Origin of the sequence: Nonomuraea rubra, assembly GCF_014207985.1 — a bacterium.
GTDB classification, from domain to species: domain Bacteria; phylum Actinomycetota; class Actinomycetes; order Streptosporangiales; family Streptosporangiaceae; genus Nonomuraea; species Nonomuraea rubra.
Map to the genome: position 1 here is coordinate 9,031,416 of NZ_JACHMI010000001.1, position 14,371 is coordinate 9,045,786.

Sequence of the window (14,371 nt, forward strand, 5' to 3'; positions counted from 1 at the left end):
TAGGGTGGGAAGGGCATCGTGGTGAAATGCCATGGTGCGTCCTGTTGATTTCTTGGCCGGCCGAACCTGTCGATGGTTCGCCGAGAATCCGGCCGCCGTGTCCGAGAAGTCGGACCCGCGCCCAGGAGCAGTCCGCGCCGGGTGTTCGGAGAGGGATCAGGGATATGTCATCGGAGAGTAGCAAGACGACCGGATTGCTGGGATCGCGCCTGGAGGCGGCGCGCGAGCTGGCGTTCGTGGGGCGGGAGGAAGAGGTCGCCGTCTTCAAGGCGGCGCTGTACGGCGGCGGCTGCAGCGTCCTGTACATGCACGGCCCCGGCGGCATCGGCAAGTCGGCCCTGCTGCGGCGGCTCGCGCACGAGGCCGCGATGGCGGGCAGGCAGGTGTCCGCGGTGGACGGGCGCACGCTGGAGCCGTCGCCGGCGGCGTTCGAGGCGGAGGCCGGGCTGGTGCTGGAGGACGCCGGCGCGGTGCTGCTGATCGACAGCTTCGAACGTATTCAGGGCCTGGAGGGGTGGCTGCGCGAGCGGTTCCTGCCGCGGGTGCCCGTGGGAGCTCTGGTGGTGATCGCCGGACGGTACCCGCCGGACATGCGCTGGCAGGCCGATCCGGGATGGGCCGGGGCGCTGGAGGTGCTGGCGCTGCGGGACCTGCCGGCGGTGGACGCGCAGGCCCTGCTGGACTCCCGCGGGGTGCCGGCCGAGCTGCGCGACCCGCTGCTGTCCTTCGCCGGCGGCCATCCGCTTGCGCTGCTGCTGGGGGCGGCGGTGGCGGTCAAGGACGGCGGGGCGAGCAGGCGGTGGATGCCGGACCAGGACGTGGTGGCCACGCTGCTGGACCAGCTGGTGGGCGAGCTGCCGTCGGCGGCGCACCAGCACGCGCTGGAGATCTGCGCGCACGCCCACATGACGACGGAGGCCCTGCTGCGGGCGGCGTTGCCGCAGGACGCCGGGAGGCTGTTCCGGTGGCTGCGGCGGCTGCCGTTCGTGGAGTCGAGCAGTCTCGGGCTGTTCCCGCACGACGTGGTGCGCGAGCTGCTGGAGGCGGACCTGCGGTGGCGCGACCCCGAGGGGTATGCGGTGATGCACGACCGCATCTACGCGCACCTGGCGGAGAGGGTCCGCACGGCGGGCGACGCGGACGTGCTCGGCGCGGTGGCCGCGCTGCTCTACCTGCATCGGGACAACGGGGCGCTGACCGACTTCGACCGCTGCCGCGACGAGGGCGAGTTCCAGGAGGAGGTGCTGCGCCCGGAGGACGTCCCCGCGCTGCTGCGCGTGGCCACGGCGGCGGAGGGCCCGGCGTCCGCGGCCGGCGCCGCCTTCTGGGCCGGACGGCAGCCGGAGGCGTTCCGCCTGTATCGGCGGACCGAGACCGGCGAGCTCGTGGCCTTCTCCGCCTGGCTGCGCCTGGCGGAGCTCGACGAGCGGGAGCTGGCGGCCGACCCCGTGGTGGCCGCGGCGTGGGCGCACGCCCGCGCCACCACGCCGGTGCGCGCCGGCGAGCATCTGGCGGTCAGCCGGCTGTGGGTGCTGCCGCAGCATAGCGCCAACTCGCCGGTGCTGGACCTGATCCAGTGGCGGATGATCGGCAACTGCCTGCGCGCCGAGCGCATGGCCTGGTCGTACATCGCCGTGCGGCGGCCGGACCGCACGTGGGTGCGGCATCTCGGGCACTACGGGATGCGCATCATCCCCGAGCAGCCGCAGCTGGACGACGACGCCCACACCCTGTTCGCGCACGACTGGCGCGCGGTGCCGGCGCAGGCGTGGCTGGAGCGGATGAACCGTCTGCTCCTCGGCGGCTCCGCCGACGGCCCGAACACCGCCACCGCGGAGCTGGCGGTGCTGTCCCAGACGGAGTTCTCGGAGGCGGTGCGCGTGGCGTTGCGCCAGCTGTCCCGGCCGAGCGCGCTGGCCGCCTCCCCGCTGACGCGCACCAGGCTGATCGCCGACCGGGCCGGGGAGGATCCGGCCACCGCGCTCGGCGGCCTGCTCCGCCAGGCGGTCGACGACCTGCGGGAGGATCCGCGCTCGGTCAAGTTCCACCGGGCGCTGTCCGTCACGTTCCTGCACGGCACGCCCACCCAGGAGCTGGCCGCGGAGCAGCTCGGCCTGCCGTTCACCACCTACCGCCGCCACCTGACGGCCGGCGTCGAACGCGTCTGCGCCGACCTGTGGCACCGGGAGCTCTACGGCGCCGCCGCATCGTAGCCGCTTCCCGGGCCGGAAATGGGCAGCGAATGGCCTGTCGGACGGTCACCGGCGCCGGGCAGGCTGCGGCTCTCCGGAATCCCGCGAAGAGGAGCTGCCCGTCTTGGCGCATGACATGGTGGAAAGCCCGGCGCCGACGGGCGGCGCCGTTCCCGGCTTCGCCGATCGCCTCGCCGGGACGCTGGAGCAGGGCCACCGCCGGGCCGTGATCGTGGCACTCGCCCGGCTGGTGGCGGTGCTCCTGCCCGGCGCCCGGGTCACCTGGCTCACCGCCGGCGTGTCCGTGACGGCCATGGCGGCCTGGCCGTACCTGGCCGATCTGGCGCTCGCGTTCATGGCACCCGGCCAGGTCTTCGGCAACGCGCGCAGCGCCCTGTACGCCCTGTCGACGACGGTCGTCTGCGTGGCCATGCTCGGCCTGGCCTGGGGCGCCTGGGGGCATGCGGGCAAACTCGTCGTCCCGCTCGCCGACCTGGTCGCGGACTCGCCCGAGCGGGACCGGCTCGACGGCTGGCTCCGCCGCCGGATGAGGCTGCCCGGCCAGCTCCTGTCGGCGTTCGCCGGGGCCGCCGTCTCGGCGGGCATGCTGGCGCTCGTCGCGGTGCAGCGCGGCGACGTCGTAGAGCCGACCGCGGCCCTCTACCTGCACAACTGCTGGATGGGCTTCCTCGGCGGCAACACGCTCTACTGGCTCGTCACCGTGGCCGACCTGCCGCTGCGCCTGCGCGGGCACACCCGGCTCCGCCTGGCGTGGATCGACCCCGCCGGCACGTTCGCGATCGTGCGGCTGTGCCACTGCTACGCGCTGGTCTCCGCGGCCATGGCGCTGGGCGTCGTCACCATCGAGATCGCCGCGATGGTCCTGGCCGCCCGCAACCCCGGGCCCGCCGCCGGGGCCTTCCTGCTCGGCTTCCCGGTGGCGGCCGCCGCGATCGCCCTGTACGTGGGCGTCCAGCCGTACGTGACGTTGTCGCGGATCGTGCGCCGCCACCTGGACGAGGTGATCGCGCCGCTGATGGCGCCGGCCGCCGGCCCGTCCGACGCGCTGAACCGCGTGGGCCGGTCCGAGGACGACCTCCAGGCGTACGCCTACTTCGGCACGCTGCGCACGCTGCCGATCAGGACGGCGGCGATCCTGCAGTACGTGCTGGGCATCGTGGCCTCAGTGATCGTCTACATCCTGCAGCAGATCCTGTCCTGAACGCGCGGGCCGCCGCATCACCGCCCCCGCGTGCTTCTGCGGCCACCGTCGTCCGCGGCGTCGCCGGAGTCCGGGGCGAGTCTCGACCAGATGCGCGCCAGGTCGCGCAGGTCCTGCTCGTCCAGCCGGTCGAGGAAGAGGCGGCGCAGGTCGGCGTGCTGCTGCCGCCAGGCCTTGCGCAGGAGGGTGCGCCCCTCGGCGGTCAGGACGGCGACGTACCCGCGCCCGTCCTCGGCCGCCCGCCGGCGCTCGATGAGCCCCCGGTTCTCCGGCCGGTCGGCCAGCCGGGTGAAGCCGCCGGTGGACATCACGCGGCGCTTGGCCAGCTCGGACATGCGCATGCCGGCGCCACCGGCCCGGGCGAGCAGGGACAGGACGCTGTATTCCGCCATGCTCACGTTCAGCGGGGGCGAGACCGGCCTCGATCTTCCGCCCGATGTGGTCGTGTGCGTGCAGGAGGACCTGCCAGGCCTCGTCCCGCGAGAACGGTCAGCCGCGTGCCCGGCCCAGAAGATGCCGCTGCCGGACAGGAGCACGACGATCTCGTCCTCGTCCTCGTCCTCGTGGACGTGGACCGGTGAGGCCGTACCCGCCGAGGCCGTCGAGCGGAACATCGTGGACGGCCGTCGATCGACAGACACCATGCGGGTGCGGTCTCGTACAGGCGTATCCCAGAAATATGGGATTGTCCGGATTCTGGACCGATAGGCTGCCCGCCCATGACGAGGCTCTCTGTCACACAGCGCGAAGCCGTTCTCGACATCACGGCGATCTGCCGGCTCGACCTGGACTCGCGAACCCTGCGCGGCAGGCTCGCCGAGCGGCTGCGCCGCGCCGTTCCCATGGACGCGTACTGCTTCAGCACGATCGATCCGTGGACGCTGCTGCGCATCGACGTGGTATCCGACGCGATACCCGCGACCGGTGTCGCCCCAGCCGTGTTCAACGAGTACCTGGTCGAGGACTTCGGCAAGTTCGCCGACCTGGCCAGGTCCCGTCGTACGGTGGCGATCCTCAGTCAGAGCACCGGCGGCGACCTGGCCGCCAGCCACCGGTTCCGCTCGGTGCTGTCCCTCATCGAGGCGCGGCACGAGATGCGGGCCGTCTTCGTGGCCGACGGCAGGTGCTGGGGCAGCGTGTCCATGTTCCGCGGCGGCGGACGGGCCGACTTCACCGACAGTGAGGCCGACCTGCTTCAGGCCATCTCCACCCCCGTCGCAGTGGCGCTCAGGACCGCCGCGTGCCGCAGGGACGCGGCGGTGGGGGTGAGCGGCGATACCGGCGGTCCCGGGGTCCTGATTCTGGACGGAGGCGGGGGCACGCTGGCCGCCAACGAGACCGCCCGCCGCAATCTGGAGGAACTGCCGCCGTTCCGGATCGCCGTGCACGAGGTGGCGGCGGCGGCCCGCGCCGGCGACGGCTCCCGTGCCCACGCCAGGGTCCGTACGCGAACCGGCCGCTGGTTGTCGCTCTGGGGCTCCCCGCTCGACGGGGGTGACGCGGCGGATGTCTCGGTCGTCATCCAGGCGGCCCCTGCCTCGGAGATCTCCCAACTGCTGATGCTCGCCTACGCCCTCACTCCCCGTGAGCGGGACGTGTTGCAGCGGGTCATCGCCGGTATGCCGTCCGCCGGAATCGCCACCGAGCTGAGCATCTCCACCAGCACGGTGCGGGACCACCTCAAGTCCATTTTCGCCAAGGTCGGCGTGCGCAGCCGAGGGCAGCTCGTGTCCCATATTCTCGATGAGCACTACCTGCCGAGCATCGTCCCGTGACGCCTGTACGGGCGGGTGAAGAAAGTCTTACGGAGATGGATATGAATGCAATGGCCATGTACCCAACTGCACTAAGCTGACCCCTCAGTTGATCAGCGGCAGGGAATGCAGATGAAGCGCGCACGCGAGCTGCCCCTGGATGGGGTTCTGGTCCAGCGGCTGCGTGACGGTGACGAGCAGACGTTCGCTCTGGTGCTGGACAGCTGGGCAGTGGGCATGCTGTAGCTCGCCATGTCGTTCGTGTCGACACCCGACGTCGCGCTTCCTGCGGCGCTCCCCCTCCCCGGCCCATCACCGTGCCGGTCGCCGTCGGGCGGCCCGGAGTGAGGATCGCCGTGCCCCGGTCGGCCCGCAGAGACCCGATACGGGGGCCGCAGCGGGGACGCTCCGAGGCCACCGGCCGGCCCGGGGCGGTCGGTATCGACGCCCGCCTTCACCACCCATGTCAAGCGATATCCGCTGGTCACATCGCCCTGGCGCACGCTCCGGTCAGAACCGCAGCGTCCGGTTGCATGCCTCGGCCGGGGAGACCGCTGCGGAAACGAACGCCGGCCGGAGCATTCTGTCCCGGTTGCCCAGACTGGTCGCTGGGGTCACGTGTTGCATCGAGTCGTCTTCCTCTTTTCGGGACCATGCCAGCACTTCTGGGGGTTGCGCGGTGCGCACGACGACGTAGCCGAGATCGTGCGGTGAGCCTCCTCAGATGAGCCCTCGGGAGGCATTCCATCGTCCGCAGCCGGGCGTGCCGGAAAGGATCACGAGGGCGGACTCACCGTACGGTCTCGGCTTGTTGCCCGCGACCAGCAGCTGCGCAGGCGCCGTCAGGCGCCCGGAGCGATCGCGCAGGCGGAGACGCAGACCCAGGTCCCCTCACGCTTCTGGTACGTATCCGTGTACAGAGCTTCCTGCTTCGCTCCATGCACGATGAAGTCCTCGGCGAGGAACTCGCTGAAGCGCTTGACTTCGCGATCTCGCTCGTTCGACGAAGCCGTCGCGCCGCCTGGCCCTTGGCGGTCAGCGCGGGATGAGCCGAGGGGCGGTGTGAGCTCCCTGCCTCCCCCCCGGTCCCCTCATCCCCGCCGGACGAGTGTTACGACCCGCCCCGCCACCAAGGCGAGTACGGCGGAGGCAAGGACGATGAAGCCCGCTGTGAGGAACACCGTCTGCAAGGTTGTCGACGAGACCAGGATCGCGCCGAGGCCGGACCCTGCCGCCAGGGCTATCTGAAGGTTCGTCACATTCACCGCCGATGCGGCCTCGGGGGTTTCCGGGGCCGCGTCGAGGATCCAGACCAGCGTTCCCGGGTTCACGATTCCCCAGAACAAGCCCCACAGCACGAGCAACACGCCGGCAGGCCAAGGTGTGGCGCCCACGCTCGCCAGCGCGATGAGCAGGGCGGCCACTACCGCCGCCGCCCCGGCGAAGCTGCCGATCACTCCGCGCTTGAACAGCGATCCAGCGATGAGTGAGCCGGCGACGCCACCGCAGCCGTAGATGATGTAGAGCAGGGAGATCACGCCGCTGGACAGATGCGTGTGGTCCATCAGGAACGGGGTGACATAGGTCCAGGCGGCGAACTGTCCGATGAACACCATCGCGCCCGCCGCCATCCCGAACCGGGCGGCCCGCCGCGTCACGACTCCCACGAGATCACGCAGGTGCGTACGCCCGTCCGGCGGAATTGCCGGCAGTACGACTGCCTGCACAACCACGACGAGCAGCGTCGCCGCCGCCGCGATGGCGAACGTGAGACGCCAGCCGACGAGGTTGCCGAGGAACTGTCCCGCAGGCAGCCCCACCACCGTCCCGCCTGAAATACCGGCCGCGATGATGGTGATGGCGCGAGTGCCGCCGGCCGGGCCCACCAGCTTGGGTCCGACCGGTGAGACCACGGTCCAGAAGGCTCCGAGAGTGGCGCCAAAGATCATACGGGCGATCAGCACCAGGACGAAGCCCGGCGCCACCGCGACGACCGCGTTCGACACCAGCACCGTCAGCCCCAGGACGACGATGACGGAGCGCCTGTTGAAGCGGCCGGAGCCGAGGAAGAACAGCGGCGCCGACACCGCCGCGCTGAAGCCCGGCACGAGCACCATCAGCCCTGCGAGGCCGAGCGAGACATGCAGCCCGTCGGCGATCTCCGGTAGCAGCCCCACCGGCAGCGTCTCCGTCATGACGATGACGAACGCGCCGAGCGCGACCGCACCGACGGACGCCCAGCCCCGCCTGCTACCGAGCTCCGCACCAGTGGCAGCAGCGCGGGCGGCTACAGGCTGGGCCGGGACGCGGACGGCCGCGGTACAGGAGGATGCCGTGACCACGCGCATCTGCGGTGCGTGGTGCGTCAGCGTCGGCTCTTCGTTTTCGATCATGTGTTCTCCTGGCTGATCGCATGCTTCTGGCCGGGCTCTGCTCGGCAAGCGCGCCACGGCGTTTCTGCACGAGCCCTCGCGGGCGGCCGGAACGGCTCGCGTCGAGATCTGGCTCAATGCGTCAAGTGCAGGGCTGCGCGGCCGTGTTAGCCCTTGATGAGGTCGATGAGGTGGCCGAAGCTGAGATCTGATGCGAGCGCTGTCAGGTCTCCCTTCGCGAGCTTCGCCGCAGCCGCCCGTGTTGCTCCGAGAGCGTGCGTGTAGGGGTCGACCCCGAGGCTTATCCGGCGGACACCGATCGTCTGGAGATCCGCGAGGGTAACCCCGTCCTGGGGGCCGACGAGGACGTTGACCGGCTTGGGGGCGACCGCCCTGACGACTGCGCCGATGGCGGCCAGGTCCGGCAGGCTCGGCGCGTAGAGCACGTCAGCCCCTGCCTCCGCGTAGGCGGAGAGGCGGCGGACGGTGTCATCGAGGTCGGAAATCCCCCACAGGAAGTTGTCCGTCCGTCCGGTCAGAACGATCCGTCCGTGCGCAGCCGCGGCGGCGGTCTCCATGCGACGGACCGCGTCGTCGAAGTCGCGAATCGGGTTGGAGGGGTCACCAGTGGTGTCCTCGACTCCGATGCCGGCGAGACCGGCGGCGACGGCAGCGTCGACAGTGGCGCGGACGTCTTCGGGAGTCTCGCCGTAGCCGTCCTCGAAGTCGCCGTTGGTCGGCAGGCCGCTCACGGACGTGAGCAGGGCGGCATGGTTCAGGTGCTCATCACGGCTGACGGCGTGGATGCCGTCGAGCCGGCCCAGGGTCGCGGCGAGAACAGCTGAAGAGGTCGCGATGGACATGAACCCGGCCTCCTTGAAGAGCAGGGCCGAAGGGCCGTCCCACGCGTTGGGCATGATGAACGTGCCGGGGCCACGGTGGAGTTCGGCGAACTGTTCGTACCGCGCCTGGACCGCAACGTCGGACATGGCGGCGGGTCAGGCGCCCGGGGCGATCGCGCAGGCGGAGACGCAGACCCAGACACCCTCACGCTTCTGGTAGACGTCCGTGTACAGCGCGTCGTGCTCCACCCCATCGGCGATCATGGTGTACGTCACCCTGCCGTGGATCAGCGCGACATCGCCGAGGATTCGGATCTTGACTTCGTGCAGCACTTGATCCTTGAAGGGCCGGGGTTTGGCGATGTCATCGAGGTACTCCTCACGGTTACGGGTGACACCCGGTGTCTGCACGATGAAATCCTCAGCGAGGAATTCACCGAGGCGCTTTGCGTCGCCGGCCTGGTCCGAACGGTTGTAGTCAAGGTTCAGCTGCTCGAGGATCGCCAGATCTTCGGCCGACGACTTGGTGTCGTTCATCTCTCGCTCCTTCTTCATGCGATTCGGCGTTCACCACGGCCGGGTCGTCGTTTCCCCGCCGTCTACGCGGCACCCGGCCTCGCCGACATCCACTAATAGGACTATATAGTCCAAGTTAGGATAACGCAGCACCACTAGGCAAGCGTCGAGAGCAGGAGCCGAGGTGGCTCCACTTGGGAGCTTAGATGGACGGCTTCGTCCGATCCGGCGTAGTGTAATCAACCCCTGAGCGCCCCGTTGGGCGTGTCCCCTCCCCCGTCGAGGAGCAGCGTTGTCTCACGAGGTCACCATCGTCGGCTCGACCATCAGCACACCGCGGTTGCGGCTGCGTCCGTGGCATCAAGCAGACGCAGCGGAGGCGCTCGACATCTACGGCAGCCCGGAGGTCTCCCGGTGGCTGGCCCCGGCCATGGATCGCGTCAACGATCTCGACCAGATGCGGGCGATGATCACCAGATGGATCGCCGCACCCCTGGGATCCGAAGGGCGCCCGAGTGGCCGGTGGGTGATCGAAGAGACCGAGAGCGGGCGTGTCGCGGGCTCGGGGCAGATCCTTCCGCTACCGCCGGAGGGCGACGACCTGGAGCTGGGCTACCAGCTCGCTCCCTGGGCGTGGGGCCGCGGGCTGGCGGCCGAGGCGGGTCACGCTCTGGCCCACTATGCCTTCAGCAACGGCGAGGAAGAGGTCTTCGCCGTCGTACGGCCCAAGAACGATCGCGGTACACGCGCCGCCCGTCGCATCGGGATGGAGTGGGTCGGAGAAACGACGAAGTACTATGAGCTGCGTCTTCAGGTCTTCCGGCTCCGCAAGGGCGACCTGGACATCTCCGCGCTAGAGCCGGACCCCGTCGAACGCTGATCCCGGTTCACGCCTGTTCGTTCTCGAGCGAGATGGCTACATCCCTGCCCTGAGCCGGCCCGGACCGAGAACGCCGTGGCGAGCGTTTGACTCCCCCGCGCTTCACGGACCTCGCACACGCCGGTTTCCTCGGGAGCGATGCCTGCACCCGCGATGCCCCTGGTCTTCGCCCACACCGTGGCGTCCATCAGGCCGGACACCACGCGGGTACCGTCGATCCTGGCCAGAGGCGCAGGCCCCTGACTCCGCAGGCGTTCGGCCGAAGAAGCTCACGGCGGGCCGGCTGATCACCTGGCCATGCTGCGCAGCCTGTACCGACTTGGCGATGGAGACGCCGCGTGTCCATTCGGGATATCGACCCCAACCCGATGCTCCCCCTCTGGCGCGAGTCGCCCGATGGCACCGATGAAGGCCTCGCGTCCGAGAGCAGGCGCCTCTCAGACCGACCGGCTCGCAGGTGCCTCAGGCAGGTAGCCATCGGCCACCAGCGCGATACGGAGCTTCCTCCTGGCGTCGAAGAGCACCTTGTACAGCGCATTGTGGGTCGAGCCCAGTTCGTCGGCCAGAACATCCATCGGCATGCCGTGGAGGACCGTCGCAACGAACACAAGCCGCTGGCGATCGGACAGGTTCTCGTTCACCGCAGCCGAGACGGCGGCCGCGAATTCCCGGACCTGCGCCTCACCCTCGGGGCCGACGTCGAACCGAGAAGCGAGCCTGGACCAATCCTCTTGTTCGTAGGGGATCTCGTGGCGACGCCAGAAGTGGCGGTTCATCTTCGTGGCCACGTTGAGAATCGCGAACTTGCTCGCCCACGTGGTGAACCGCGCCTCACCCCGAAATTTGTCCAACCGCCCGGTGATGGCCATCAGCGCGTCAGCGGCGGCCTGGTGGGCGATGTCCTCGAGTTCCGGGCCGTCCAGCTTGAGGAGGGAGGCGCGTCGACGTGCCTCGGAACGCGCGACGCGGAGCAGCAAGGGATACAACTCGGCGCATGTCGCCTCTCTGCGCGGGCCTGCGCCGGCGAGATCCTGCACCCATCGGCGATTCTCTTGATCGATCTCCGCGTCGTCCACCGCAAACCTCTTTCGTCAGAGCAGCACAATCCGTGTACGCGCTGGTCGAGTCACTCCCGACACCACGTCTACGTCCATCGTATCTGGACGATATAGTCCACACAGATGCCAGATACTCTGCGAGATCACCAAGTTATAGGACTTTGTAGTCCGGTTTATTGGGCTACAGCAGGCCCCGCCGAGATGAGGCCGGCCCTGTGAGCGCTGACAGCAGGCCCTCCAAGTCCTGGACGCATGGACCACAGGCCAGAAGGTGTGCGGGGGTGGATGTCCGGGAACCGCTCGCTCGGGTCGTTGCCCGCAGCAAGCAGCTCCGCGTAGACGTCCAGCATTGCCATGGCTTCGTCACAGCCCGCGCCGCGCGGATCGGTCTGGAGAAAGGCGTCCAGTCGAGCCCAGTGATCATTCCGCTGATCGCCGGATGCGGTGTGCGCTGTGTTGTCCACGCGTCCACCTGGTCGAGTCATGCCTTGGATGCCTGGCTAGAGTGTCCTGTCAGCGGGGAACCACTCCCCCATCTGCTTGGAGTGGGGCACTCTGCCGTCCCATGCCGCTGCTGCCGCCGACGGCGATCAGCTTGCGGCCTTCGAACGCGCCCATGCCTCTTCACTCCTCTGCGATGCGGCTCTGCCGCAGTTGGATGTCGGAAGCGGAGATCCTGCAAGGTATGTCCTGGTGAGTGACAGGATGGCGGCTTCGACGTGCTGCCGCGCAGGTGGGTGGCAGCACGAACCTTCGCCTGGCTGACTCGCCATCGCCGGCGAAGTGGCAGCCCAGCCACCTTCGGGCCGCTGGGCCGACCCGCCGCTGCTTCCGGATCTGTCCAGCCTGACCGGCGCGGCAACGGCCCCACCCCGAATGCGGGCAGAGACGGATCTGCCAACCTGTGACGATTCGGTCAGATGGCCAAGCCTGCACCCCCGGACACGACGATCTCTTGCCCGGTGACGTACGCAGCATCGTCCGAAGCCAGAAAAGCGACCGTCCCGGCGACGTCTTCCGGCGTCCCGAGGCGGCCGAACGGGTTGTGCTCGGCCATCGCCGTCATCGTCCCCGCGACGTCTTCGGTTTCCGTCCGGATCGAGGCCCGCGTCATCGGGGTGTCGGTCATTCCCGGGCTGACCGCGTTGATGCGGATGCGGCGCGGCGCGAGCTCGAGGGCCAGAGTCGGGATCATGGCCAGCATCGCGCCGTGGGACCCGGCGGCGACGCTGCTGCCTGTCAGGCTGCGTGTCGCTCCGATCCCCACGGTGACAATGACCGAAGCACCGTCCGACAGCAGCGGCAGCGCCTTGACCAGGGTGAAGAACACCCCTTTGGTGTTGACGGCGAACACATCGTCGTACGCGGCTTCGTCCCAAGCCTCCAGCGTCATCGGATGGTTCACGCCGGCGTTCAGGAACAGCGTGGTCAGATTGCCGAATTGCGCCCCGACTTCGGACACGACCCGGTCAGTGTCCGAGAGCGACCGGGCGTCAGCTTGCAAGACCAGGACATCGTCGGGCAACTCCTCCCGCGCCCGAGCGACGCTCTCCTGACGATGTCCGGTGACTGCGACGCGGTAACCGCGCTCGTGCAGAGTCCACGCGGTCGCCTTCCCGATTCCGCTGGTGCCGCCCGTGATCAGGGCTGTACGTGCCGACATGACAATCACTCCATCTTCGTTGTTGGTTCGGCTGGACAGCCCAAGGGCATCGCGTCGGTGCCAGGCGTGCCGGAGAACTTGCCGGCGGTCACTGAGCTCGCAGGCCGGCGAGACAGTTTCTGCCCCCATGATGTACCGAGATGTCTAGCCGGTCCGTCCGGCGTACAAACCTCTACTGGACTATAGCGTCCAAGTTTGCCAGGCTGGTGCCGTGACCATGACTCGCACGGGGAAGCGTGCGACCAAGGAGCAGCATGCAGCTGCTGAGTACTTGGGCTCGCTCGACGACTCACTCGCCCGGTGGGTGCAGTCCACTGGCCCGATCGATGCCTATGACGCGCATCTGCCCGTTACAGTGGGCAGTCCGCTCGAATGGTTCTCCTTCGCCGTCGCCTCGCGGCAGCTCAGCAGAGCATCCAGCTTGGCGATCTACCATCGACTGGTCGCGCGATTCGGCGGCGCCATCACCGCGGAGCGTGTCGTCTCGGCCGACGAGCAGACCCTGCGCGACGCCGGGCTGTCTCACCAGAAAGCCAGGACGATCCGCGCACTGGCCGAACGCGTCGATGACGGTCTGCTGGAGCCGGACAAACTCGTGACCATGACGGATGCCGAAATCCACGCCGCCCTCGTGGCTGTACCCGGTATCGGTCCATCATCCGCGCAACGGTTCATGCTGCATTACCTGCGCAGACCCGACATCTTCCCGGCCGGTGACCTTACTGTGCGCAAGGCGATCACCGTACTCGATCAACTCGACAGCGTGATCACACCGAAGGCCGCGCAGCAGCGGGGTGAGCCGTGGCAACCGTATCGATCGTATGCCACGTCGTACCTGTGGGGTTACGTGTGGGAGCTGCACCCCGTCGTTCTTCCTGCGCCTCGCTGACTGGTACGCGTGACGAGTCGATCTGACGCCTGCTAATGGACTTCATAGTCCACGTCTAGAGTGTGCGTGTGTGTCGCGCCGGAGGCCCGGTGCCAAGGTGACAGGCGTCGGTCACCGGAGACCTGCGGTCGTTTCCCGCCCTGCTTGGTGATGCGGGTGTCCGTCCTTACGTGCCGCGGCCCCTTCGTCCCTCATCTCGATCCGCGTAAGACCTCGATCGGGAGACGCTACAGACAGACGGGCCAACCGGCCGAAGGAGTGGGCTCACCCCGGTCGTGAGATGGGAAGGGAAGTCGAGCGAGATGACTTCGGTGGTTACGGCGATGTTGGACAGCTACCCGGACTCGACGATCGAGGTCCGACAAGATCTCCTCACCACTTGCACCAGCGCTTGCCTGAAGTGTTCCCTCGCGTACGGCCTGCAGTGATGCGTGCATGGCCGAGAGCGACATCTCGGAGCTCATCAGGTGCATCCGAACCAGGTGGCGCGAGGCTCTCCTGCGCGAGATCTTGGAGGTTCGCCTGTCGCATGTGCTGTTCGGTCATCGTCGTGGTCGGTCAGGTCTCGATCCGAACCTGGCGCCCGTCGAAAGCGACATAGCCACTGAAGTCACGGCCGACACGGGCCACCGCCGACTCGTTGACGTCCGGATAGGACCAGGCCCCGTCATTGAGCACCGTCTCGCCGACCAGGACGTCGTGATACTGCGCCCTCCCCTTCCATGGACAGGTGTAGGGCGTGGGGCTGTCGCGGAGCACGCCGGCCACAACCGAGTCCGGCGGGAAGTAGACATTTCCCTCCATCCTGACGACCGCGTCGTTCGCGGCCTCGGCCACGACGGTCTCCCCGACCACTGCCTTCATTTCGTTTCCCCTCATCGATCCTTTACCTGGCCGCATCCGCTCTCGTGACCGGCCCAGGGTGGGCACCAGCAAGCTTGCGCGCATGGCTAGACGTTCGTGTTGGAACGGGCTTTCCCTCC

12 protein-coding genes are annotated in these 14,371 nt (G+C 68.6%); 5 read left to right on the forward strand and 7 right to left on the reverse strand.

Going from position 1 to position 14,371, the window contains the following annotated elements:
- The first annotated feature begins 164 nt into the window (after positions 1 to 164).
- Together HD593_RS41125 and HD593_RS41130 are read left to right on the forward strand one after the other, a co-directional pair.
- Positions 165 to 2,213 carry an ATP-binding protein gene (locus HD593_RS41125; protein WP_185107744.1) on the forward strand — a complete coding sequence of 683 codons (2,049 nt, stop codon included), beginning with the start codon at positions 165 to 167 and terminating at the stop codon, positions 2,211 to 2,213.
- A 103-nt stretch (positions 2,214 to 2,316) separates the two neighbouring features.
- Positions 2,317 to 3,414, forward strand: a complete 1,098-nt coding sequence (locus HD593_RS41130) for a hypothetical protein (RefSeq protein WP_185107746.1) — start codon at positions 2,317 to 2,319, stop codon at positions 3,412 to 3,414.
- 17 nt (positions 3,415 to 3,431) lie between these two features.
- Here the strand turns inward: HD593_RS41130 and HD593_RS60670 are convergent, their stop codons facing one another.
- The gene (locus HD593_RS60670; RefSeq protein ID WP_221525242.1) at positions 3,432 to 4,058 is read right to left on the reverse strand and encodes a MarR family winged helix-turn-helix transcriptional regulator; all 627 of its coding nucleotides are present in this window, start codon (positions 4,056 to 4,058) and stop codon (positions 3,432 to 3,434) included.
- 75 nt (positions 4,059 to 4,133) lie between these two features.
- Here HD593_RS60670 and HD593_RS41140 point away from each other — a divergent pair, with 75 nt between their 5' ends.
- Positions 4,134 to 5,189: a LuxR C-terminal-related transcriptional regulator gene (locus tag HD593_RS41140; RefSeq protein WP_185107748.1), complete on the forward strand. Its 1,056-nt coding sequence runs from the start codon at positions 4,134 to 4,136 to the stop codon at positions 5,187 to 5,189.
- A gap of 1,070 nt (positions 5,190 to 6,259) precedes the next feature.
- On the opposite strand, the gene HD593_RS41145 is transcribed toward HD593_RS41140, so the two are convergent.
- From HD593_RS41145 to HD593_RS41155, 3 genes are all read right to left on the reverse strand, one after another.
- Positions 6,260 to 7,561: an MFS transporter gene (locus HD593_RS41145; protein WP_185107750.1), complete on the reverse strand. Its 1,302-nt coding sequence runs from the start codon at positions 7,559 to 7,561 to the stop codon at positions 6,260 to 6,262.
- Between the two features lie 146 nt (positions 7,562 to 7,707).
- Positions 7,708 to 8,529, reverse strand: a complete 822-nt coding sequence (locus HD593_RS41150; protein ID WP_185107752.1) for an isocitrate lyase/PEP mutase family protein — start codon at positions 8,527 to 8,529, stop codon at positions 7,708 to 7,710.
- A gap of 9 nt (positions 8,530 to 8,538) precedes the next feature.
- Complete coding sequence (locus HD593_RS41155; protein ID WP_185107754.1) at positions 8,539 to 8,919, reverse strand: nuclear transport factor 2 family protein; 381 nt, start codon at positions 8,917 to 8,919, stop codon at positions 8,539 to 8,541.
- 271 nt (positions 8,920 to 9,190) lie between these two features.
- On the opposite strand from HD593_RS41155, the gene HD593_RS41160 reads away from it, so the two are divergent.
- The gene (locus tag HD593_RS41160; protein WP_221525243.1) at positions 9,191 to 9,778 is read left to right on the forward strand and encodes a GNAT family N-acetyltransferase; all 588 of its coding nucleotides are present in this window, start codon (positions 9,191 to 9,193) and stop codon (positions 9,776 to 9,778) included.
- Positions 9,779 to 10,215: 437 nt separating this feature from the next.
- Here the strand turns inward: HD593_RS41160 and HD593_RS41165 are convergent, their stop codons facing one another.
- Positions 10,216 to 10,854, reverse strand: a complete 639-nt coding sequence (locus tag HD593_RS41165; RefSeq protein WP_221525244.1) for a sigma-70 family RNA polymerase sigma factor — start codon at positions 10,852 to 10,854, stop codon at positions 10,216 to 10,218.
- Between the two features lie 898 nt (positions 10,855 to 11,752).
- Entirely contained in the window at positions 11,753 to 12,499 is a 747-nt protein-coding gene (locus HD593_RS41170; protein ID WP_185107756.1) for an SDR family oxidoreductase, read from the reverse strand.
- Between the two features lie 217 nt (positions 12,500 to 12,716).
- On the opposite strand from HD593_RS41170, the gene HD593_RS41175 reads away from it, so the two are divergent.
- A complete protein-coding gene (locus tag HD593_RS41175; RefSeq protein WP_246549321.1) occupies positions 12,717 to 13,388 on the forward strand; it encodes a DNA-3-methyladenine glycosylase family protein in 672 nt (223 codons plus the stop codon).
- A 558-nt stretch (positions 13,389 to 13,946) separates the two neighbouring features.
- Here HD593_RS41175 and HD593_RS41180 read toward each other — a convergent pair.
- The gene (locus HD593_RS41180; RefSeq protein WP_185107760.1) at positions 13,947 to 14,252 is read right to left on the reverse strand and encodes a DUF427 domain-containing protein; all 306 of its coding nucleotides are present in this window, start codon (positions 14,250 to 14,252) and stop codon (positions 13,947 to 13,949) included.
- Positions 14,253 to 14,371: the final 119 nt, after the last annotated feature.

Coding starts and splice junctions, on each gene's coding strand:
- HD593_RS41125 (WP_185107744.1), top strand. CDS start 165: ATGTCATCGGAGAGTAGCAAGACGACCGGATTGCTGGGATCGCGCCTG.
- HD593_RS60670 (WP_221525242.1), bottom strand. CDS start 4,058: ATGGTGTCTGTCGATCGACGGCCGTCCACGATGTTCCGCTCGACGGCC.
- HD593_RS41140 (WP_185107748.1), top strand. CDS start 4,134: ATGACGAGGCTCTCTGTCACACAGCGCGAAGCCGTTCTCGACATCACG.
- HD593_RS41145 (WP_185107750.1), bottom strand. CDS start 7,561: ATGATCGAAAACGAAGAGCCGACGCTGACGCACCACGCACCGCAGATG.
- HD593_RS41150 (WP_185107752.1), bottom strand. CDS start 8,529: ATGTCCGACGTTGCGGTCCAGGCGCGGTACGAACAGTTCGCCGAACTC.
- HD593_RS41155 (WP_185107754.1), bottom strand. CDS start 8,919: ATGAACGACACCAAGTCGTCGGCCGAAGATCTGGCGATCCTCGAGCAG.
- HD593_RS41170 (WP_185107756.1), bottom strand. CDS start 12,499: ATGTCGGCACGTACAGCCCTGATCACGGGCGGCACCAGCGGAATCGGG.
- HD593_RS41175 (WP_246549321.1), top strand. CDS start 12,717: ATGACTCGCACGGGGAAGCGTGCGACCAAGGAGCAGCATGCAGCTGCT.
- HD593_RS41180 (WP_185107760.1), bottom strand. CDS start 14,252: ATGAAGGCAGTGGTCGGGGAGACCGTCGTGGCCGAGGCCGCGAACGAC.